The following is a 22,412-nucleotide window of genomic DNA, read 5'->3' as shown; positions in this document are numbered from 1 at the left end:
TTATTTTTTTATAATTTTAATGTATTCTGGAGTTTCGAAATAGATTTTTGCGGCATAAATTCCCGAAGCTTGGTTTTCAAGACTTAACTGCGCTTTTCCATTTTCGATAGAATATGTTTTAGTCGAAACTAATTGACCAGCAAAATTGTACAATACGATTTTAACTTCTTTTTGACCAGTTGGAATTTCAATTTCAAAACTTCCAGAAGTTGGATTTGGGTAAGCAGATAATGTTCCTAAAAGATCCATTGTGGCTACTTTTTTAGAAAAAATACCTTCGCAAGCTTTAGCAGTTGCTACTTCAATTAAACCACCTTTTTCTAAACTTAAATTAAAGTTAGAATCTGTTGTTTGAAATTGTTGAGTTCCGTCAACAAACACGGTAAAAGGAGCCGTTCCTGCAGTAATTTCTACTGCTACATTTTTAGAAGTTACGCTTGATTTTCCTGCAACGTTAGAAGCTTTTGGAATAGTTACGGTAAAGTTTTGTTCGAAAATCATTTCCGGAATAGTGATCTTGATTTTGTAAGTTCCCGGAGTTAAACTAGTAACTTTTAAACTGTTGTTAGTAAAGTTGTACGATTTATCGTTTATTGTTGCGGCATATGCAAATGAATTTTTACCAACAATACTAATCTCGCCATTATTTTCTCCTGTACAAGATTCTCCTTTAGTTTCAACAGTAAAATTGTTTGCAGGTAAATTTAGTTCTCCTGTACATTCTGTATTGTAAGTTGCAATTGCATCTTTTTTAGAAGGCCAATTTGTAGTTGCATAGTTAACATCATCAACTTGAATACAATATAGTTTTGGGTTTGAAGAAAATGAAACATAATTGTTATTTAGTAACGTATTTTTTCCATTTTTAAGGTTTAAGCTCGTTAATTGATTTGAGTTTACCATCAAACTGCTTAATAGAGGATTTTTTGAGACATCGATTGTTACAATTTTATTCTCGTTAACTTCAAGACCATATAGTAAAACATTATTTGAAACATCAATAGTTGTTAATTGACATTTTTTAGCATTTAAATAAGTTAGCGCTTTATTCTGAGAAACATCTAAAGTTGTTAATTCATTTGAAAAAGCACTTAAACTAGTTAAAGCAATGTTTTTAGAAGTATTTAAAGTTGTTATTTTATTTCCGTAAACACCTAGTTCTTTTAAGGCTAAATTAGCAGTTATATCAATAGTTGTAATTTGATTTGAGCCAACATCTAATCGAGTTAATACTGTGTTTTTAGATACATTAATAGTTGTTAGTTTGTTGTTGTCAGAAATTAAATTTTGTAAAGCTAAGTTGTTTGAAATATTTAATTCCGTCAATTTATTACTACCGCAATTTAGAGATTCTAAAGCAGTGTTTTTAGTAAGATCTAATGTAGCAACCTGATTACTAGATAAATCTAAAGTTTTTAGTTTTAGGTTTTTAGAAACATCGATTTTAGTAATTGCTCCTTTAGAGCAGTACAGTTTTTCTAATGATTTAAAATCTTCAATACCTTGTAAATCTGTAATTTTATTGGTTGCATCAATTGCATTTAATTCGATAAGATTTTCAATGCTAGAGGTTAGAACTTTTCCATTTTCACCATCTTTATCAATGCCATTTTTGATTAAAAGTTTTTCAAAATTTATATCAGGAATTAGTGTGTATTGATAGTTTGGCGCACAAGCCTCAGATGAATAAATTACTTTTTCGTCTTTTGCGATCCATTTTTCGGTAGAAAAAGCTACGTTATCAACTTGAATGCAAAGTAAATTTGGATTTTTCGTAAAATTTCCAAGAGTCATGTTTTGCATGTTTGCATTATTTCCGTTTTTCAAATTCAAACTATACAAGTTGTTATCAGTACAGTCGAATTCCTTTAGAATAGTGTTTTTTGAAACATCTAAATTTCTTAATTTATTGAAACTAGCACTTAGAGTAATAAGCTTCGTGTTTTTAGAAACATCTAAGTCAGAAATTTCATTATTACTTATGTTTAAATCAATTAATGATAAGTTTGCAGAGACAGAAAAAGTGTTTAATTTATTATGACTAATATTTAGTTTTGCTAACAAAGGTTGTCTTGAGATGTTTATCGTTGTTAATTGGTTGTTATTACATTCCAATGAAGTCAACATAGAAAAATCTTCTATTCCTGTTAAGTCTGTAATATTGCTATTTGCAACATTTAGACTTGTTAGATCGGCAATACTTGTTGTTGCAACTTTTCCGTTTTTCCCGTCTTTATCTATATTAAGTTCAATTAGTTTATCTTCAAATTTAGAGTCAGGTATTAAAGTGTATGGTACAACAAATGGACAAGGATCTGATGAGAAAGTAGCTGTTAAATCTTTTTTAGCTCCCCAATTTGCATTAGAATAGTCAACATTATCAACTTGTATACATTTTAGATCAGGATTTTGAGCAAATCTTACACCATCATTATTGGAAGAAGAAACAGATATTGAGCTATTAGATCCATTTTTAATATTCAGGTTTAATAACTTATTGTTATTAGCAAGTACTTGAGACAGTTTAGGATTTTTTGAAAAATCTAATGTTTTTATTTCGTTGTTATTACACCAAATTTGATTCAATTCTGGATTGTTTGAAACGTTTAATGATGTTAGCATGTTTCCATTTACAAATAAGGTAGATAGTTTTGTGTTTTTAGTAACATTTAAACTAGATAATTTATTAAAGTAGATTTGTACTGATTTTAAATTTATATTGTTTGTAAGGTCAATATTCGAAAGACTATTAAAACTTAGATCCAAAGAAGTTAATGCGATATTTTTGGAAACATTAATATAAGTTAATTTATTAGCAAATAAATTGACACTTGTCAATGCTTGATTTTGTGAAAAATCTACTGTAGTTATATTGTTATTATTAGCTGTTATCTGCTGTAAAGAAGTAAAATCTTGGATACCCGTTAAGTCAGATATGCCTTTTCCTGACAAGCCTAAATTGGTAACTTTAGCAATACTTTCTGTTTTAACTTTTCCATTTTTTCCATCTCTATCAATGTTAAGAAGTATAAGTTGATCTTCAAAACTAGAATCAGGAATAAGGGTATACACATTACAATCTAAACTAAAACTTGCTATTGCATCTTTAGTTACCGTCCAGTTTGCTGTGGCAGCAACATCTGGAACTTGAATGCATGTTAGTGAAGGGTTGTTAGCTGCATTTAAATTATTTAAAGCAGTGTTTTTAGAAAGATCCAGTTTCTGTAATAAATTACCAGAAGCATTTAAATTTGTCAAGGAGGTAAAACCTTGTATTCCTGTTAAATTGGTAATTGAACTATTTGATATATCTAATGCTGTAATGGTGTTAATACTCGAATTTAGAACAGCTCCATTTTTTCCGTCATTATCAATTTTAAGTGCTATTAATTTGTCTTCAAAATTTGGATCTGCAATGTTGGTAGAAAGAGAGCAATCTAGTGAAGCAAAATACGTTTCGTCGTCTTTCAATTTAGACCAATTAGCTTTAGAATAATCAACATTATCAACCTGAAGACAAGTCAGGTCTATATTGTTTATGAAAGAAGAAGAATAACCTAAACCTGAGCTTCCGGACATACTTTGGAAATATACGCCCATTTCTTTTGAAAAATTGGAATTATTTCCATTTTTCAGATTCAGACTGTTTAGTTTATTAAAACTACAGTTTAGAAAAACTAAAGATTTATTATCGCTAAGATTCAATGAAGTTATTTGGTTATAACTACAGTATAAAAATTTTAATTGTTTGTTTTTACTAACATCTATAGTTGATAATTTATTTGAATTACAAAGCATATACTCTAATGCTGTATTCGCTGATAAGTCTAAAGAAGATAGATTACTGCTGCCGCAATCTAGTTGTTTTAGTGCTGTGTTTTTGGCTAAATTAAGTTCTGACAATTTTGCAAGTCCACTAGCATTTAATTCGATAAGATTGATGTTGTTGGAAACATTTAGAGTTGAAAACTTATTATTACCAACGTCCAAATATTGAAGCGATGTGTTTGAGCTTACATCAAAAGTTTCTAGTAAGTTAGAGCTGCAGTCTAAAAAGGTTAAATTGGTATTTTTGTTTAAATCTAAATTTTTTAAACTATTAGCTGAACAATTTAATTTTATTAAAGCGACGTTGCTGCTTAGATTTAATAGCGTAAGTTGTTGATAACTACAGTCTAAAAACATTAAAGCAGTGTTTTTAGAAACATTTAAAGCTTGGATTTTGTTAGAAGAACAATTTAGAGTAGTCAAGTTTGTATTTTCCGAAACATCTAATATTGTCATTAAATTTGAGTGACAGTTCAAATTTTGCAGAGCCTTATTAGTTGATAGATCTATAGAGCTTAGCTTGTTAGCAGATATATTAAGATTTTCTAACAAAGTGTTTTTGGATAAGTTTAGCTCGTTAATATTGTTATATTGAGTAGATAAATCTACTAATAAAGTGTTTTGAGTCACGTCTAACTTTGTTAAAAGATTGTTGCTGCAATCTAAAGAAGTCAAAGCTTTAAAGTCTTGAATTCCTGTTAAGTCAGTTATTTTGCGTTCGCTTCCTAAATTTAGCGATTTTATGGTGTTGATTTTTGACGTTAATACTTTGCCATCAGTTGCACCAGAGTCAAGTCCTAAATAAATTAATCTTTTTTCAAACTCGATGTCAGGAATCTTGGTGTATTGTGCAGGAATATCGGCAATGTCTACAACAGAAACATTATCAACCAAAATTTCAGAATTCAGAGTTCCATAAGTCCAAATATCAACTTCAATACTTTCAGAAACAGTAGGAGTATATTCGAATTCTATTTTTCTCCACTCGGTAGTAGAAAAAGTTACATCTGATTTTTTAATTATTTCCGACTTAAAAGTACTGGGTTTATGATACAAACTAAGATCAATAGAAGAAAATGTTCCTTTTGCAAGTTTGTGATACAAAGTCACCTTATATGTTTTACCTGCAGTTACAGGGAAATATTCGCTATTGATAAAATTAGATGTTCCGCTGGCAATCATCATGTTGGTACTCGATGTGCCGTTTTGCGCTATACTGCTTTGAGAAGCGAAGCCGCTAAAAAAGCGAAACCAATTGTCAGGCTGCGACGAAGAAGTCCAAGTTTCAAAGTTCCCATTCGGAACTAAGTTGGTTTGTGCATAAATAGAAAAATTTGCCAGTAACAGCAATAAGAGTAGTTTTGTTTTCATAGATTTGGTTTACAATTCAGTCGCGCAAGAATAACTATTTTAAACGGACTTTCCTTACGGGAAGACGTAAAGAAAAAAAGTTTTTTTTAAATCTAAAGAAAGAGCATACAAACTAGAATATTTTTTCTGAATCAAATTGGGTAAAATCATTTGAAACGAAGTAGGTTAGCATGTGTTTTTATGTTTTCAAAAAATCATAACACAGTGTTAATGGTTAGTTTTTTGTAACAAAAAATCATAATTTAGTCCCATCTTTTAACTATACATTATTTTTAGATACATGAGTCATATAAAACCTCTTAAATTATCTGCTTTTGCATTACTTGTTTTAGCAGGCTGTAGTGCTACTTTGCAAGCGCAAGTTTCAACTTCAAAAGAATTCATTAAAGCGCCATTAACAGTTGTTAAAAAAGCACCAGTCAGCGAGAACGAACTAAAAAGATGGAGTCATCTTGATTTAATCAAAGATTCTATTCCGGGTATGAGTGTTGATAAGGCTTACGCTGAACTATTACAAGGAAAAAAAGGTCAAAAAGTTATTGTAGGAATTGTAGATTCTGGTGTTGATATTGAACACGAAGATTTGCAAGGAATGATCTGGACAAACACTAAAGAAATTCCAGGAAACGGAATCGACGATGATAAAAACGGTTTTATCGACGACGTTCACGGATGGAATTTCCTTGGAAACGCTGTTCATGAAAATCTTGAAATGACACGTATCGTTAAAAAAGGCGATGATGGTTCTGCTCAATACAAAGAAGCTTTAGCACAGTATACGGAGAAATATGAAAAAGCTTTAAAAGACAAAGAACAAGTAGACATGTTGTTAGGCTTTCATAATACAATTCAAAAAGAACTTAACAAAACAACATATAAAATAGAGGATCTAAGTACAATTACTTCAGCAAATCCAGATGTTTTGAAAAGTAAAAGGGTCATGACGCAAATATTTACAAATGCAGGTCCAACATTTGATCCAGAAGCTGATTTTGGAGAATATAAAGAGCAAGTTTACGATCAATTAAATTATAATTTGAATAAAGATTATGATGGAAGAAAAATCGTAGGTGATAATCCTGAAGATATCAAAAACAAGTATTACGGAAATAACATTGTTTTTGGTCCAGACAAAGAAAAAGCATTACACGGAACTCACGTAGCGGGAATCGTTGCACAAGTTCGTGGTAATAATTTAGGCGGAGACGGTGTCGCTGCAAATGTTGAAATCTTAACAGTAAGAGCCGTTCCTGATGGAGATGAGTACGATAAAGATATTGCTTTAGCAATTCGTTATGCTGTTGATAATGGTGCAAAAATAATTAACGGAAGTTTTGGTAAAAGCTTCTCTCCGCATAAAAATTGGGTTTACGATGCTATTAAGTACGCAGCAAAAAAAGACGTTTTAATCGTTCATGCGGCAGGTAACGACGGTTACAATATCGATGAAAACAAAAACATCAATTATCCAAACGATTCTCAAGATAACATTAAAGAGTTTGCAGACAACGTAATAACAATTGGAGCAATTAATAAAGAATACGGAGAAACTGTTGTTGCACCATTTTCAAATTTCGGAAAAATAAACGTTGACGTTTTTGCTCCGGGTGAAGAAATTTACGCAACAGTTCCAAACAATAAATACAAATATTTACAAGGAACTTCAATGGCGGCTCCAAATGCAGCAGGAGTTGCGGCATTAATTCGTTCGTATTATCCAAAACTAAAAGCATCTCAGGTAAAACATATTTTAATGGACTCTGGAGTTGCACTTCCTTCAAAGATTATTTTAGGTGAAAATCCAAATCCAGATGAAAAACCTGTAGCGGTTTCTTCTGTAGAATCATCAAAAACGGCTAAAATGGTAAACGCCTATAATGCTTTATTGATGGCTGAAAAGATGTCGAAGAAATAAAAAATAAATAAAACCTAATCCAATGGAAGAACGGCAGCTCTTCCATTTTTATTGTAATTATCATGCGAAAAATTATTTTACTTTCCTTTCTGAGCCTAGGTTTAAGTCCAGCTTTTGCACAAAACACTTCATATTGGCAGCAACACGCCGATTATAAAATGGAGGTTGCGATGGATGTTAAAAACTACCAATACAAAGGAAAACAAGAATTGGTTTATACCAATAATTCATCAGATACCTTAAAAAAGGTATTTTATCATTTATTTTTAAATGCTTTTCAACCAGGAAGTGAGATGGATGCTCGTTTGCATTTTATCAAAGATCCAGACGGAAGAATGGTAAACAAAGTAAAAGGAGCTGATGGAAAAGAAGTAAAACAAAGCCGTATTGAAACTTTAAAACCAAATGAAATAGGGTATTTAAAAATCGCAAATTTCAAACAAGATGGTGTTGCTGCGCAAACAAGAGTTTCAGGAACTATTATGGAAGTGACTTTGCCTAAACCAATTTTGCCAAATTCTAAAACTACTTTTACTTTAGATTTTGAAGGACAAGTTCCGGTGCAGGTTCGTCGTGCAGGAAGAAATAATTCTGAAGGAGTTGAACTTTCAATGTCACAATGGTACCCAAAATTAGCCGAATTTGATTTCGAAGGATGGCACGCAGATCCATACATAGCGAGAGAATTTCACGGAGTTTGGGGTAATTTTGATGTTAAAATTACAATCGACAAAGAATATACTCTTGGAGCTTCAGGATATTTGCAAGACAAAAATACAATTGGTCACGGTTACGAAGATGCTGGCGTAACAGTTGTTTATCCTAAAAAAACAAAAACATTAACATGGCATTTTATCGCACCAAATGTTCACGATTTTACATGGGCTGCTGATAAAGAATATACTCATGATATTGTAAAAGGACCAAACGATGTCGATTTGCATTTCTTTTACAAAAATAATCCAAAAACAGTTGCAAACTGGAAACAGCTAGAGCCATTAATGGTAAAAGTTATGGATTATTACAATCATAGAGTTGGACAATATCCGTACAAACAATACTCGTTTATTCAAGGCGGCGATGGCGGAATGGAGTATGCAATGTGTACTTTAATGCTTGGAAATGGAACTCTTGAAGGAATTTTAGGAACAGCAACTCACGAATTAGGACATTCATGGTTTCAACATATTTTAGCTTCAAATGAGTCAAAACATCCTTGGATGGACGAGGGTTTTACAACTTACATTGAAGACAGTGCTTTGAACGAATTAAAAGGAGATAAAAAAGAAGTAAATCCTTTTGTAGGAAATTACAAAGCGTATTACAGTTTAGTAAATTCTGGAAAAGAACAATCGCAGACAACTCACGGAGATCGTTATGACGAAAACAGACCTTACAGCATTTCATCTTATGTAAAGGGAAGTATCTTTTTATCGCAGTTAGAATATGTAATAGGGAAAGATAATGTTGATGAAACTTTAAAAAGATATTTCAACGATTTCAAATTCAAGCACCCAACTCCAAATGATATTAAAAGAACAGCTGAAAGAGTTTCTGGAGCTGAGTTAGACTGGTATTTAATAGATTGGGCACAAACAACGAATACAATTGATTACGGAATTAAAGACGTTGCAGATAATGCAGGTAAAACAACAGTTTCATTAGAAAGAATAGGAAGAATGCCAATGCCAATTGATTTGAAAGTAGAATATACTGATGGAACTTCTGAGAATTTCTACATTCCGTTGAGAATGATGAATTTTATCAAACCAAATCCAAATCCAAACGAAAAAAGAACAGTTTTAGAAGACTGGGCTTGGGCACAGCAAAACTATAGTTTTACAATTGACAAAAACAAAACCGCAATCAAAAAAATCACTATTGATCCAAGCGGATTAATGGCTGATGTGAAACAGACAAATAATGTTTTTGAAGTGAAGTAAAGATTCAAAAATTTACAAATAAAAAAATCCAAAGCTGGTTTCTGGCTTTGGATTTTTTTTGCTTAACCGGTAATGTTTCAAAGTTAGTGATGAAGTTTTCTAGGCAATATAAATAATGAAAACGTTAGTTTGGATGAGATGAAATAATAACAGAGTAGAACAACATTGTTCTACTCTGTTAGTTTTAAAAAGGTTTAAAATGTATAAAATGATGGAAAGTTATACTTCGTGTTTCAAAGTTAGTGATCAAAATTTATGTCCTCATTGTAAAGAAAATAAAGTCATAAAAAATGGGACAACTAAAAATAAAAAGCAACAGTATTTTTGTAAAAATTGCCATAAAAGATTTATACATAATTACACATATAATGCTTATCAGAATTACATTGACAATTATATTGTTATTTTTATTAAAGAAGGATTAGGAATTAGAAGTACTGCAAGGGTTTTAAAGATTTCGACAACAACATTGCTTAAACGCATAATTTTGATTGCGAGAAATATAAAAAAGCCAAGTATAAGTTTGGGAAAGATTTATGAAGTAGATGAATTGCGAACTTTTATAAAGCGAAAAAATAAATTAATCTGGATTGTTTATGCTTTGGAGAGAGAAACAGGAAAAGTTGTTAGTCTAAATATAGGAAATAGAAGCAATCGTACTTTGAATGTTGTTTTAGATACAGTTAAATTGTCAAATCCAAAAATGATTTTTACAGATAAATTAAAACAATATCAATATCTTATTGAAAAATCAATTCATAAAACAACTAGGTTTGGTACTAATGCTATCGAACGTAGAAATCTTTCATTGCGCACTCATTTAAAGAGACTAAATCGAAAAACGATTTGTTTTAGCAGAAATAAGAGCATTTTATTGGCTGTTTTGCAGATTTATTTTTGGTCGTAATCTGCAAAATCAGCACAACTAATATTAGGAGTTAAAAAGTCTTTTTTAACTCAAATGCTCAATCATATCTTTTGTCATTGATTCAAGATCAAAAGTATGTTTCCAGTTCCAATCTTCTCTTGCAGAACTGTCGTCAATACTTGCCGGCCAGCTGTCCGCAATTTTTTGACGGAAGTCAGGATTGTAAGTGATTTCAAAATCAGGAATATGCTTTTTAATTTCAGCCGCAATTTCAGTTGGAGTAAAACTCATAGCTGCTAAATTGTATGACGAATGTATTTTTATTTCTTCAACAGGCGCTTTCATAATGTTGATAGTAGCATCGATAGCGTCATCCATGTACATCATTGGCATTTTAGTTTCTGATGATAAAAAGCATTCGTATTTTTTATCGGCAATAGCCTTATAGAAAATATCAACAGCATAATCAGTAGTTCCGCCGCCCGGAGGAGTAGACCAGCTGATTAAACCAGGATAACGTATACTGCGAACATCAACGCCGTAAATATTATGGTAATATTCACACCATCTTTCACCAGCCTGTTTACTAATTCCGTAAACCGTCGAAGGTTCCATTACGGTATATTGAGGAGTATTTTCTTTTGGAGTTGTAGGGCCAAAAACAGCGATACTCGAAGGCCAGAAAATCTTCTGAATCTTTTTTGCTTTCGCTAAATTCAAAACATGAAAAAGAGAATTCATATTCAAATCCCATGCAAATGCTGGATTTTTTTCGGCAGTTGCAGATAAAAGCGCAGCCATCAAATAAACATCAGTGATTTTATGAACTTCAACAAGATGTTCAATTTGATTAAAATCTAAAGCATTGACTACTTCAAAAGGACCTGAATTAACAACATCCGTATTTAATTTTCGAATATCAGAAGCGATTACATTTTCGGTTCCGTAAAGTTTGCGCAATTTTTGAGTCAGCTCAGTCCCAATTTGACCGCAAGCGCCAATGATTAATATTTTTGGATTCATTTTTAGATGGTTTTTTTTAGAGACACAAATATAACGTTTTCGTAATTACGTACGTTTTTTAGAATCATAATTTATAAATTCAATAACAAAAAAGTTTGTTTGTTGGATAATTCTCTGTTTAAGAAATGTGTCTTTGTGCTTTTTGAGTGTTTTTTTAAAGGCTTTTTTGGGATAATAAATCCTGTAGAAAATGAGTTTATCACTTAAAATCGATGATAAAAAAATAACCTTGATTTATAGAATCTTTAGCAAAAATCAGAATTCGTAATTGTAAATTTACTTTGTAACTTTGCGATCTAACATTTTATGAAATGAAATATAAAATAGCAGTATTTCTGCTTTTGATTTTAGTGCTTCAATCTTGCCAAAACCAAGACGAAAAGCGTCAAGCTGAAAATGCAAAAGAAGCTAAAAAGAATGAAAAAATTTTTAATAACATCAATAAAGCATGGATTTTTATTGATGAGCCAATCAATGAAATTTCGGAACAAAATGTAAGAGCCTGGACAGAATGGCGTGATTTTATGAAAGAGATCGGAGATAAGCCAAGAAAAACTATTGGTGCATTTCAGAAAAAATCTACTGCCATTTCAAAAAAAGCAATGGCTTTAAACAATAATATTCCTGCTGAATTTAATCTGCCTCAAATAAGAAGCCGAATCTCAATTTTAATTACAAAAGTTAGAATGTTGGATTTGTTTATTCATTTGAGTAAAATACCAGATGATAAAGTCGCTTTTTTAATTGGAGAAATTAATAAAGAATTAGTTTCTTTAGAAAGACAAATGGATAAAATTGTTGAGAAAAATAAAATTCCAAAAGAAGAAGGAGAAGAGGATTTTTTAAAAATGTTAGATACGACGCGTGCCATTCCAAGTTCAAGCGCACCTCTGTCACCAATACAAAACATAGATCAAAACGCACCAAAAGTTGAGTAAAAACGCTTTATATACTACCTATGACAATTTGCCAAAAGCACAGCAGATTGCCACAAGTTTACTGGAGGGAAATCAGGTAAAAATGAATCTTAGCGGATTGTTAGGATCTGCGGTTTCATTTATAGTTCGCTCTGTCTTTAAGAAAACAGAATTGCCTTTTTTGATTGTTTTAGACAACAAAGAAGAAGCTGCTTATTATTTGAATGATTTAGAGCAGATGATTGGCGAGCAAGATGTTTTATTTTATCCCGCTTCATTTCGTCGTCCGTACCATATTGAGGAAACAGATAATGCGAATGTTTTACTTCGTGCTGAGGTTTTAAACCGAATCAATTCTCGAAAAAAACCAGCTGTAATTGTTACGTATCCAGAAGCACTTTTTGAAAAAGTGGTTACGAGAAGAGAACTTGATAAAAACACTTTAAAAGTAGCTTTAAATGATAAAATTTCAATTGATTTCATCAATGAAGTTTTGTTTGAATACGAATTTAAAAGAGTCGATTTTATTACAGAACCCGGAGAATTTTCGGTTCGTGGAGGAATTGTAGATGTCTTCTCTTTCTCAAACGATCATCCGTACAGAATAGAGTTTTTTGGAAACGAAGTAGACAGTATCAGAAGTTTTGATGTTGAAACCCAATTGTCTGTAGAAACGCATAAAAAAATCACTATTATCCCGAATGTCGAAAACAAGATTTTTCAGGAAAATCGCGAAAGTTTCTTGGATTATATTGCCGAAAAAACAGTTCTTTTCATTCAAAATACAGACGGACTTTTTAGTCAGTTAGACAAACAATTTGCAAGAGCAGAAGAAGCTTTTGAGAAATTGTCCAAAGAAATAAAACACGCCGAACCAGAAAAGCTATTCTTAAACCAAGCTTCGTTTATTAAGCGAGCTTTAGATTTTTCGATTGTCGAATTGGCTTCAAAACCAATTTTCAAGACAACTAAAAAGTTCGAATTTCATTTTCAGCCGCAGCCATCTTTCAACAAACAATTTGATTTATTGCTGAATAATCTGAGCGACAATCATTTTAACGGGTATAAAAATTATTTATTCTGTTCAAACGAAACACAGGCAAAACGTTTTCACGATATTTTTGAATCATTAGATGAAGCCAATTCAGAGAATATCCGAAAGCAATATAATACAATTGTACTTCCTTTATATCAAGGTTTTATTGACGAAGAAAATCAAATAACCGCTTACACAGATCACCAGATTTTTGAGCGTTATCATAAATTCAACATTAAAAACGGCTATTCGAAAAAGCAGAATATTACGCTAAAAGAATTAACAGCACTTTCTGTTGGCGATTATGTTACGCATATTGATCACGGAATTGGAAAGTTTGGTGGATTGCAGAAAATTCAAGTCGAAGGTAAAACGCAGGAAGCCATAAAATTGGTTTATGCCGATAATGATATTGTTTACGTAAGCATTCACTCGCTTCATAAAATTTCTAAATACAACGGAAAAGACGGAACGCCTCCAAAAATCTATAAACTTGGATCGAACGCTTGGAAAGTTTTAAAACAAAAAACCAAAGCGCGAGTTAAGCATATTGCCTTCAATTTAATTCAGTTGTATGCAAAACGAAGATTAGAAAAAGGTTTTCAGTTTGCACCGGATAGTTATTTGCAAAACGAATTAGAAAGTTCGTTTATTTATGAAGATACTCCAGATCAAACTAAATCGACAGCAGAAGTAAAAGCCGATATGGAAAGCGATCGCCCAATGGATCGTTTGGTTTGTGGCGATGTTGGTTTCGGAAAAACGGAAGTTGCAATTCGTGCTGCTTTTAAAGCTGTCGATAACAGTAAGCAAGTGGCAGTTTTAGTTCCGACCACTATTTTGGCTTATCAGCATTATAGAACTTTTACAGAACGATTAAAAGATATGCCAGTTACAATTGGCTATTTGAATAGATTTAGAACCGCAAAACAAAAAACACAGACGTTAAAAGATTTAGCCGAAGGGAAACTTGATATTGTTATTGGAACGCATCAATTAGTAAACAAAAATGTCGTTTTTAAAGACTTAGGTTTATTGATTGTCGATGAGGAACAAAAGTTTGGAGTTAACGTAAAAGACAAACTCAAAACCATCGCTGCCAATGTTGATACGTTGACATTAACAGCAACGCCAATTCCGAGAACGCTTCAGTTTTCATTAATGGCAGCGCGTGATTTATCGGTAATTACAACGCCTCCGCCTAATAGATATCCTATTGAAACAAATGTAGTTGGTTTTAATGAAGAAATTATTCGTGATGCAATTTCGTATGAAATTCAGCGAAACGGACAGGTTTTCTTCATCAATAATAGAATTGAAAATATAAAAGAAGTCGCAGGAATGATCCAGCGTTTGGTTCCAAATGCGAGAGTTGGAATTGGTCACGGACAAATGGACGGTGCTAAACTCGAGGAATTGATGTTAGGTTTCATGAACGGTGATTTTGATGTTTTGGTTGCAACTACAATTATCGAAAGTGGATTGGACGTACCAAATGCCAATACAATTTTTATCAATAATGCCAACAATTTCGGATTATCAGATTTGCACCAAATGCGCGGCCGTGTTGGTCGAAGCAATAAAAAAGCATTCTGTTATTTCATTTGTCCGCCGTATTCATCCATGACCGAAGACGCTAGAAAACGTATTCAGGCTTTGGAACAGTTCAGCGAATTGGGAAGTGGTTTTAATATCGCAATGAAAGATCTTGAAATTCGTGGAGCGGGAGATTTATTAGGCGGTGAACAAAGCGGTTTCATCAACGAGATAGGTTTTGACACGTACCAAAAAATCATGAACGAAGCCATTGAAGAATTGAAGGAAAACGAATTTAAAGATTTATATCCTGAAGAGAACGATATTGAAACGAAAGAATATGTAAAAGATTTACAAATCGATACGGATTTTGAGTTGTTATTTTCTGATGAATATATCAATAATGTTACCGAACGTTTGAGTTTGTATAACGAATTGGGTTCTGTGAAAAACGAAGAAGAATTAATTGTTTTTCAAAATAAATTAATTGACCGTTTTGGTCCAATGCCTCCGCGTGCGAATGCATTGATGAATAGTATTCGCATCAAATGGATTGCTACTGCAGTAGGAATTGAAAAATTGGTAATGAAAAAAGGTAAAATGATTGGCTATTTTGTTTCTGATCAACAATCAGATTATTATCAATCAAAGCGTTTTCATAAAGTAATAAAGTTTGTGCAAACCCACAGTAATCTTTGTACGATGAAAGAAAAACAAACACCTAACGGCTTACGACTTTTATTGACTTTTGACAATGTAAAATCGACTAAAAGAGCTTTGGAGTTGATGGAGATGTTGGGAGAGTAATTTTAATTTTCAGAAGCAGAAAGATCTTGTTTCAAAAGACGATCAGTCCGGCTATCCCTTGCAATCTTTTGTTCCGAACCCCGGAACAAAAGGATTTCCAGTCCTATCGGGGCTAAACAAGAAATTTAGTAATTTATTTCACCATTTTTAAAGTTGCTCATGATTTTATGAATACTGATAAGAAAACATTTTTTGATAAAATCAGTTCACAAAAACTATATCGTTTAGGTTTTACTGGATTATTTCCAAATTTAGGATTGGTTACAGGCGGAATTCTGTTATTTCATGGTTTTAAAAGAAAAGATTTAAAGATGAAAATAATAGGATTAGCTAGTGTTCTTTTTACTCCATTATTTTGGTTTCTTTTAGAACATAGTGATTTACATAAAAAACAACTTGTAGAACTTACAAAGCATCAGTTAAACGAAGTTGTAAAAGAGTTAGAATTTTATAAAAGTAAAAACAGTCAATATCCAGATAGCCTCGGACAATTAAAATCGCAAAATAAGTTTTTTAACGATCAGGAGCTTTTCAATAATGAGTTTAATTTTAAAAAATCTAAATCGGCAAAATTCTACTATAAAAAAACAGAAAGTGATTATGTTTTGAAGTCATTTGGACCAGATTTAATTTTAAATACTAAGGATGATATTTATCCTGAATTAAAAATTGAAAAATAAAAATTCGTGCTAATTCGTGGTAAAAATTATTAAGTTTTCTTTATCTTTTATTTAAGAAAAATCTTAGAACTAAAAAGGTTTCTTTGAAAATCAATTCAGAGAAACCTTTTATATGAACTATCAATTTATTATTCTGTTTTTATTTTTTGGATTAACCTCAATATCCGCTCAGAAAAAAAATAAAACTATTGAAAACGATTCTTTACAAGCAGAAGCAATCGATCCTCTTCGTCCTGCCAAAGCGGCATTTTATTCGGCTATTTTGCCTGGTTTAGGACAGATTTACAATCAAAAATACTGGAAGCTTCCGTTGGTATATGGAGCAATTGGTGCCAGCGCCTATTTTTATTTAGATAGTCAAAAAAATTACAACATTTACAGAGACGAATATAAAAACAGACTTGCTGGAAACAAAAGTGATTCAGATTATTTGGGGAACTTAAGTGACAGTCAGCTACTTTCGGCTCAAAAACAATTTCAAAGAAACAGAGATTTATCAGCGCTTTTCATGGTCGGGTTTTATGTTTTAAACATTATTGATGCAAATATTGATGCTGCCTTGTCGCAGTTTAATGTAAGCGAAAAATTGGCACTTAAACCGGTATTAACTAATAATGATTTGGTATTAAAAAATGATTTTGGAATTGCTCTCAATTATTCATTTTAAAAATATTTAACATAAAAAATGGCGCATGAATTTTCATGCGCCATTTTTTAATGAAATAAAAATCTAATTATTATTCAAATTTTACGTAATGTAAACCTTTGTTTCCAGAAACTATAATCTTAGTTTTAGAAAAAGCAATGTCATTAACAACAGAACCAGCAGGCAACTCTAATTCTACTTGCCATGTTGCACCAGAATCTTTTGTAACAAATAATTTATCTCCCGACTGGATATACCATTGTGTATCAGTTCTAAGAAAGAAAGCTGTTACATTCGTTTTTACAACGTTCCATGTTTGCAGCATATCAGTAGATGCCATTAAAGTATTGTCCGTTTTGTTTATTCCAAATATTCTATTGATGTTTGCAAACTTATAAGTGTTTGGATATATTTTTGAGTCGACTTGTTTAGAAATGGTGTCTTTTACAATCCAGTTGTTGTAACCCGTTTCAGACTGTAGGATTGCATTTTTTAGATTATTTGAACCATATTTTTTTGGATCGTAAAGCACACCCAATTGATAGAATTTGTTATCAGATACAGATTTTCCATAGGCAGAGATTCCTAATCTAGCACTGATACTAGTACCACCAGTACCCACTTTTGCCGCCCAAATAGGAGGGTCATTTTTAATAATTGTTGATCCTTTGTCTGTCGTGTAGATTTGACCGCTTATTGAAGTAGTAAGAATACAGATTTTGCTGTCTAGATAACCTACTTTTAAACCGTTAATAGCTGGACTAAAGGATAGATCAACATTGACTTTTTTGTGTGTTTCAAAAACATTATCAGTAAAAAATGCGGCACCAGTATTTGTTAAAACACCTGTTTTTTCGTCAACCATTTTAAAATCACCGTAATTTCCTGACTGATTGATTCTAACTAGTTCATAGCCTCTAGGTGTTACAGCTAATTTTGCTGCTGCTCCAGAAAAACTTCCATCATTAGATGTAATACTATTTATATATGAGAATATAGTGTTACTGCTTTCAAGAGCGCTGGAGGATTGGATGTCTACATTCCCAAGAATAGTTAATTTATTCCATCCTTTCGTCATAGTAAAAAAACTGATAGGACTACTGTTTAAAGAGTTAATTTGTAGTTTTAAAGTATTTGTTCCTGTTGTTAAGTCAGTTGGGACTGTTAAAGTGATTTTAGTATTTGAAATTTCTTTTGGAGTTATTTCTGTATTATTAATAAAGATTTTGGTTGGATAGTCTTTATTAACAAAATTGGTCCCAGTAATTTCTAGATTTTCTCCTGGAATAAGAAATTCAGAAGAAGCAGCTGAAATTGTAATAGGTAACGGTTGCGCTACAACTGGAGGCGGGGTATCTCCGGAATTATCACTTGAGCAGGAAACAAAAAACACTGCGGTTAATAGGGTTGATAATAGGAGTAGTTTTTTTTTCATGGTTTTTTTAGGATTAATTTTCTGATGTAAATAAATGAAATTCCCAAGCAATATCAAAATTCGGGATGTCACTCAGATTTTTTCCTAATAAAAAAGGGCGCATCATCATGCGCCCCTTTTGTGTTTGTATAGTTTTTAATTAGTTTTTTAAGTCTTTAATTACTTTAAAAGCAACATCAACTTGATCTTCACCAACTAAAATAGTAAATTCATTTGAAGTCGAAATTACCTCGTTTATGATTATTCCTTCCCAAGCCAAACGCTGAAAGATGAAATAATAAATACCAGGAACCACGATGTTTTCTTTTGGTAATTTTACCGTAATAGAAGCCAGATTGTCTAATTTCTGAATTAATTTTTCGCGCATAAAGTGTTTTTCAACTAAATGATTTACACTGCTGCTCACCACAATATTAGTTTCATTTACACCACGAGACGAAGTATAAAAAATATCAGATAAGGCATTAATATCAGAAATTAAATCAGCCTGTTTGTTTAAAACAGTTTCTGAAGCCGCAAAAGTGTAATCTGTCAATTCAGATCTTACAGTAATTTCGCCTATGTTTTTAATGACCTTATTGATCTTATGATTTAATTTAAAATCCAATTCTTCAGTCAGTCGTTTCAGAGACATTACAACAGCACCTTGTTTTACTTCCTTACCAAATTCACTTTCTAGTTCCGTCATTATGTTCCGAGAAAGAGATGTTAAATTGATAATTCCAAGCGATAACGCGTTCAATAAAAAGGGTTTTGTTTTAATGTAATTTTCGACGATTGAAGAAACGGTTTTCATAATTTTTTTTCTTTTTTTTGTAACTTAATTGGGTTGGTTTAGTTAATTTATGTTATAAATCTCTACAAAGATAAATAAAAAAACAATTTGTTAGAATTATAACAATAAAAAATTATGTTAAAAGTGATAAAAAGCATCTGTAAAATGTTCAATTGCAAATGTTTCCTGCGTTTTATGGATCGCGGCGATGTCAAAACGAATGTTTAAATCACTTCCAAAATCCTTTTCCCTATCGTTTATGTAGGCATTTACTGCTTTTACTAATAGTTGAATTTTTTTTGGCTTAACAAAATCTTGCGGAGATCCAAAATCTAAGCTTGATCTTGTCTTCACTTCAACAACGGCTAAAATATTTTCTTTTTGGGCAATAATATCTATTTCTGCTTTTTGAAAAGTCCAGTTTCGTTCTAAGATTTTATAGCCATTTTCCTCAAGATATGCAGCAGCCAGATCTTCTCCTATTTTGCCAAGTTCATTGTGTTCTGCCATAGTTTAGTTTTTAGTTTCAAGTTCGAAGTTTCAGGTTTCAAGTTTTTTGCACGCAAAGACGCGAAGTCGCAAAGTTTTAATTATCCTTTGCAACTTCGCGTCTTTGCGAGATTTTAATGTGGTATTTATTAAATATTAAATAGTGCTATTTCTGAAAAGTAACGGTACTTCCAGCTGCATTGACATCAATAGAAATTGTACTTCCCATTATCAAAGCTCTATTGTCCTGAATGTGTCCTGCAGGAAAATTGAAGATTACTGGGATATTATATTTCTTAGTAACGTCGTCAATAATTTCTAATGCATTTTTACCCCATGGCACTTCATTGTCTTTCATTTTAGTCATTCCGCCAATCATAATGCCCTTTAGATTTTCGATGCAGCCATTACGACGTAAATTCATCATCATTCGGTCAATATGGTATAAGTATTCATCTAGATCTTCAATAAATAAAATTTTATCCCTACAATCAATTGCTGATTGGGAACCTAATAAACTGTAAAGAATAGATAAATTACCACCAACCAATTCGCCTGTAGCTTTACCAAAACGATTCATTTTATCTGGACCAATTGTATAAGAAAGCGGCTCACCAAACAAACTGGCTTTCATCGAACTGACTGCTGCCGGAGTTGCGCGAGCTACTGTAACCGGCATAATACCATGTATTGATTTGTAACCCATTGTATTTAAATGGTTATGCAAAACAGTAACATCACTAAAGCCAATAACCCATTTTGGATGTTGTTTGAATTTTGTAAAATCTAACAAATCAAGCATTCGAACCGTTCCATAACCACCGCGCACGCACCAAATTGCTTTAATATTTGGATTGTCTAATTGTTTTTGAAAATCAGCAGCACGCTGCTCGTCTGTACCCGCAAGCTGATTAAAATCAAGCCCGATTGTTGAGCCTATTACGGCTTCTAAACCCCAGCTGCGCAATAAATCTATAGTTGGTTTTAAATTGTCATCGATGTTTTTTCGGGCTGTTGCCAAAAGTGCGACAGTATCTCCTTTTTGTAAATAAGGCGGTGTTATCATGTTTTGTTGAGATTGACAGGTAAATGATTGTAAAGCAAAAATAAGAAATGCCAGTTTAGTGTAGTTAAAATATTTTAAGATTGTGGGCTGGCTTTTCATAATTCTTCTGCGGTTTTTTAGTTATAGAATTAACAAATATAATAATTATTCAAAATAAAAATATTGAATTTTCTTACATTTTATTTAAATTGGCACTTTAATTTTTAAAGTTATGCAAATTATTAAACTTCACTTTTTTTTACTTGCCTTTTTTGTAATTTTTATTTCAAAAGCTCAATCAAAAAAATATAATATACATACAGTTGCTTTTTACAATTTTGAAAATCTTTTTGATATTTATGATGATATAAGTACAAATGATGATGAGTGGACACCAACTGGCGCTCAACATTGGACAAAAGAAAAGTACGATCAAAAACTAAAAAACCTTTCACGAGTTATTTCAGAAATTGGAACACCAGAAAATTCTAATGCACCTGTTTTATTAGGATGCTCCGAAGTTGAAAATAGAGGTGTGCTCGAAGATTTGATAAAACAAGAAAAGATAGCTGGATTTGATTACGGAATTATTCATTTTGATTCGCCCGACCAACGTGGTATTGATGTTGCGCTTTTGTATCAAAAGAAATATTTTAGACCAACATCGTTTGCTAACATTCCGTTGCTTATCTATAAAAAGAAAGCCGCTATTCAGGAAGATAAAAATGAAGATTTAGGAGATATCGAAACTAAAACGGAAGTTAAAAACAGGATTTTCACAAGAGATCAGCTTTTAATTACTGGTTTTCTTGAAGAGGAAGAGATTCATATTATTGTCAATCATTGGCCTTCGAGATCAGGAGGAGAAAAAGCAAGCAGTACATTTCGTGAAGCAGCGGGAAGATTAAATCGTAAGATTATAGATTCATTGCAACAAATAAATCCAAATGCGAAAGTAATTACAATGGGAGATTTAAATGATGGTCCTTTCAATAAAAGTATTAAAACAGCTTTAGGAGCAAAGGCAAAAAAAGCGGAAGTTCGAGAACTTGATATTTTTAATCCATTTGAAGAAATGGCTGAGAAAGGAATGGGAACTTTGGCTTTTAGAGATTCATGGGATATTTTTGATCAAATTATGATGACAGGATCTCTGATAAGTTCAGATTTTTCTACATTTAAATTTTGGAAAGCAGGAATTTTTAATAAACCGTATTTAATTCAAACCTCTGGGAAGTATAAAGGATATCCGTTGCGAAATACACTAGAGCAAGCAGGTTTTAGTGATCATTTTCCAGTTTATATTTATTTGATACGGGAGAAATAGTAGAGGCGCACAGCAGTGCGTCTACATTCCTATGATTAAAACCTATGAGACGTACTGCAGTGTGTCTTTACAAATTTAGTATCTTAGCCTATTATAAATTCTGAAAAAAATGGCGATAGCAAAACCGTTCAATCTTACTAAATGGATTGAAGAAAACAGACAATTATTAAAGCCGCCAGTTGGAAATAAAAACCTTTACGTAGATTCAGGTGACTATATCGTAATGATAGTTGCAGGGCCAAATGCAAGAAAAGATTATCATTATAATGAAACCGAAGAGCTTTTTTATCAATTAGAAGGCAGTATAAAAGTGGTAATTCAAGAAGATGGCGAGCGCAAGGAAATGGAGCTGAATGCTGGCGATATGTATCTTCATCCCGCTAAAATTCCGCATTCTCCAGTTCGTTCCGAAGGTTCAATAGGTTTGGTAATTGAACGTAAACGAGCAGGAAAAGGATACACTGATGGATTGTTATGGCATTGTGATAACTGCAATCATAAACTATACGAAGTGTTTTTTGAACTGCATAATATAGAGAAAGACTTTCTTCCGCACTTCGAGCATTTTTACAATTCTGAAGAATTAAGAACTTGTGATAAATGCGGCACTGTAATGGAAACCGATCCTAGATTTACGGCAAAAAAATAACGGATTGATATTAAGTATGAAAGCCGACAAATTTTTAAATTTGTCGGCTTTTTTTGGTGAATTTTCATTCAAAAAAAGTGTTTCATGTTGTTTTTGATGTATATTTGTATCATAAATGATAT

General features: G+C 32.1%; 15 protein-coding genes. 9 read left to right on the top strand and 6 right to left on the bottom strand.

The annotated features are described in order from the left end of the window. On the bottom strand, window positions 1–5,199 hold the full coding sequence (locus BOW55_RS06425) for a T9SS type A sorting domain-containing protein (protein WP_129023465.1): 5,199 nt from the start codon (window positions 5,197–5,199) through the stop codon (window positions 1–3). 280 nt (window positions 5,200–5,479) lie between these two features. Between BOW55_RS06425 and BOW55_RS06420 the strand changes: the two genes are divergently transcribed. The 3 genes from BOW55_RS06420 to BOW55_RS06410 all read left to right on the top strand — a co-directional run bounded on the left by BOW55_RS06420 (window position 5,480) and on the right by BOW55_RS06410 (window position 9,964). After that, window positions 5,480–7,114, top strand: coding sequence for a S8 family peptidase (locus tag BOW55_RS06420; protein WP_129023464.1), 1,635 nt, complete (start codon window positions 5,480–5,482; stop codon window positions 7,112–7,114). 62 nt (window positions 7,115–7,176) lie between these two features. Continuing rightward, window positions 7,177–9,057, top strand: a complete 1,881-nt coding sequence (locus BOW55_RS06415; RefSeq protein WP_129023463.1) for a M1 family metallopeptidase — start codon at window positions 7,177–7,179, stop codon at window positions 9,055–9,057. Window positions 9,058–9,265: 208 nt separating this feature from the next. Next, complete coding sequence (locus BOW55_RS06410; protein ID WP_129023462.1) at window positions 9,266–9,964, top strand: IS1 family transposase; 699 nt, start codon at window positions 9,266–9,268, stop codon at window positions 9,962–9,964. A 45-nt stretch (window positions 9,965–10,009) separates the two neighbouring features. Here the strand turns inward: BOW55_RS06410 and BOW55_RS06405 are convergent, their stop codons facing one another. Next, on the bottom strand, window positions 10,010–10,948 hold the full coding sequence (locus BOW55_RS06405; protein ID WP_089053669.1) for an L-threonine 3-dehydrogenase: 939 nt from the start codon (window positions 10,946–10,948) through the stop codon (window positions 10,010–10,012). 311 nt (window positions 10,949–11,259) lie between these two features. On the opposite strand from BOW55_RS06405, the gene BOW55_RS06400 reads away from it, so the two are divergent. The 4 genes from BOW55_RS06400 to BOW55_RS06385 all read left to right on the top strand — a co-directional run bounded on the left by BOW55_RS06400 (window position 11,260) and on the right by BOW55_RS06385 (window position 16,591). Further along, a complete protein-coding gene (locus tag BOW55_RS06400; protein WP_089053670.1) occupies window positions 11,260–11,886 on the top strand; it encodes a hypothetical protein in 627 nt (208 codons plus the stop codon). Continuing rightward, a complete protein-coding gene (gene mfd / locus BOW55_RS06395) occupies window positions 11,879–15,244 on the top strand; it encodes a transcription-repair coupling factor (RefSeq protein WP_129023461.1) in 3,366 nt (1,121 codons plus the stop codon). Before BOW55_RS06400 ends, mfd begins: the two co-directional genes overlap by 8 nt. Before the next feature lie 167 nt (window positions 15,245–15,411). Beyond that, window positions 15,412–15,924 carry a hypothetical protein gene (locus tag BOW55_RS06390; protein ID WP_129023460.1) on the top strand — a complete coding sequence of 171 codons (513 nt, stop codon included), beginning with the start codon at window positions 15,412–15,414 and terminating at the stop codon, window positions 15,922–15,924. A 112-nt stretch (window positions 15,925–16,036) separates the two neighbouring features. Next, window positions 16,037–16,591 carry a DUF5683 domain-containing protein gene (locus BOW55_RS06385; protein ID WP_129023459.1) on the top strand — a complete coding sequence of 185 codons (555 nt, stop codon included), beginning with the start codon at window positions 16,037–16,039 and terminating at the stop codon, window positions 16,589–16,591. A 70-nt stretch (window positions 16,592–16,661) separates the two neighbouring features. Here the strand turns inward: BOW55_RS06385 and BOW55_RS06380 are convergent, their stop codons facing one another. The 4 genes from BOW55_RS06380 to BOW55_RS06365 all read right to left on the bottom strand — a co-directional run bounded on the left by BOW55_RS06380 (window position 16,662) and on the right by BOW55_RS06365 (window position 20,335). After that, the gene (locus BOW55_RS06380; RefSeq protein ID WP_129023458.1) at window positions 16,662–18,005 is read right to left on the bottom strand and encodes an IPT/TIG domain-containing protein; all 1,344 of its coding nucleotides are present in this window, start codon (window positions 18,003–18,005) and stop codon (window positions 16,662–16,664) included. Between the two features lie 139 nt (window positions 18,006–18,144). After that, window positions 18,145–18,801, bottom strand: a complete 657-nt coding sequence (locus tag BOW55_RS06375; protein WP_008466087.1) for a hypothetical protein — start codon at window positions 18,799–18,801, stop codon at window positions 18,145–18,147. 117 nt (window positions 18,802–18,918) lie between these two features. Next, on the bottom strand, window positions 18,919–19,290 hold the full coding sequence (locus tag BOW55_RS06370; protein WP_129023457.1) for a YraN family protein: 372 nt from the start codon (window positions 19,288–19,290) through the stop codon (window positions 18,919–18,921). A 145-nt stretch (window positions 19,291–19,435) separates the two neighbouring features. Continuing rightward, on the bottom strand, window positions 19,436–20,335 hold the full coding sequence (locus BOW55_RS06365; RefSeq protein ID WP_129023514.1) for an LD-carboxypeptidase: 900 nt from the start codon (window positions 20,333–20,335) through the stop codon (window positions 19,436–19,438). A 211-nt stretch (window positions 20,336–20,546) separates the two neighbouring features. On the opposite strand from BOW55_RS06365, the gene BOW55_RS06360 reads away from it, so the two are divergent. After that, window positions 20,547–21,641, top strand: a complete 1,095-nt coding sequence (locus BOW55_RS06360; protein ID WP_129023456.1) for an endonuclease/exonuclease/phosphatase family protein — start codon at window positions 20,547–20,549, stop codon at window positions 21,639–21,641. 109 nt (window positions 21,642–21,750) lie between these two features. Continuing rightward, entirely contained in the window at window positions 21,751–22,290 is a 540-nt protein-coding gene (locus BOW55_RS06355; protein WP_129023455.1) for a 3-hydroxyanthranilate 3,4-dioxygenase, read from the top strand. Window positions 22,291–22,412 lie beyond the last annotated feature (122 nt).

The organism is Flavobacterium sp. YO12, assembly GCF_004119495.1.
In the GTDB taxonomy this organism is placed as follows: Bacteria; Bacteroidota; Bacteroidia; order Flavobacteriales; family Flavobacteriaceae; genus Flavobacterium.
The sequence above is the reverse complement of the archived record's forward strand: the minus strand, read 5'-3'. Positions and strand labels throughout refer to the sequence as shown.

Coding starts and splice junctions, on each gene's coding strand:
- BOW55_RS06420 (WP_129023464.1), top strand. CDS start 5,480: ATGAGTCATATAAAACCTCTTAAATTATCTGCTTTTGCATTACTTGTT.
- BOW55_RS06365 (WP_129023514.1), bottom strand. CDS start 20,335: ATGATAACACCGCCTTATTTACAAAAAGGAGATACTGTCGCACTTTTG.
- BOW55_RS06405 (WP_089053669.1), bottom strand. CDS start 10,948: ATGAATCCAAAAATATTAATCATTGGCGCTTGCGGTCAAATTGGGACT.
- BOW55_RS06385 (WP_129023459.1), top strand. CDS start 16,037: ATGAACTATCAATTTATTATTCTGTTTTTATTTTTTGGATTAACCTCA.
- BOW55_RS06375 (WP_008466087.1), bottom strand. CDS start 18,801: ATGAAAACCGTTTCTTCAATCGTCGAAAATTACATTAAAACAAAACCC.
- BOW55_RS06400 (WP_089053670.1), top strand. CDS start 11,260: ATGAAATATAAAATAGCAGTATTTCTGCTTTTGATTTTAGTGCTTCAA.
- BOW55_RS06380 (WP_129023458.1), bottom strand. CDS start 18,005: ATGAAAAAAAAACTACTCCTATTATCAACCCTATTAACCGCAGTGTTT.
- BOW55_RS06415 (WP_129023463.1), top strand. CDS start 7,177: ATGCGAAAAATTATTTTACTTTCCTTTCTGAGCCTAGGTTTAAGTCCA.
- BOW55_RS06410 (WP_129023462.1), top strand. CDS start 9,266: ATGATGGAAAGTTATACTTCGTGTTTCAAAGTTAGTGATCAAAATTTA.
- BOW55_RS06425 (WP_129023465.1), bottom strand. CDS start 5,199: ATGAAAACAAAACTACTCTTATTGCTGTTACTGGCAAATTTTTCTATT.
- BOW55_RS06390 (WP_129023460.1), top strand. CDS start 15,412: ATGAATACTGATAAGAAAACATTTTTTGATAAAATCAGTTCACAAAAA.
- BOW55_RS06370 (WP_129023457.1), bottom strand. CDS start 19,290: ATGGCAGAACACAATGAACTTGGCAAAATAGGAGAAGATCTGGCTGCT.
- BOW55_RS06355 (WP_129023455.1), top strand. CDS start 21,751: ATGGCGATAGCAAAACCGTTCAATCTTACTAAATGGATTGAAGAAAAC.
- BOW55_RS06360 (WP_129023456.1), top strand. CDS start 20,547: ATGCAAATTATTAAACTTCACTTTTTTTTACTTGCCTTTTTTGTAATT.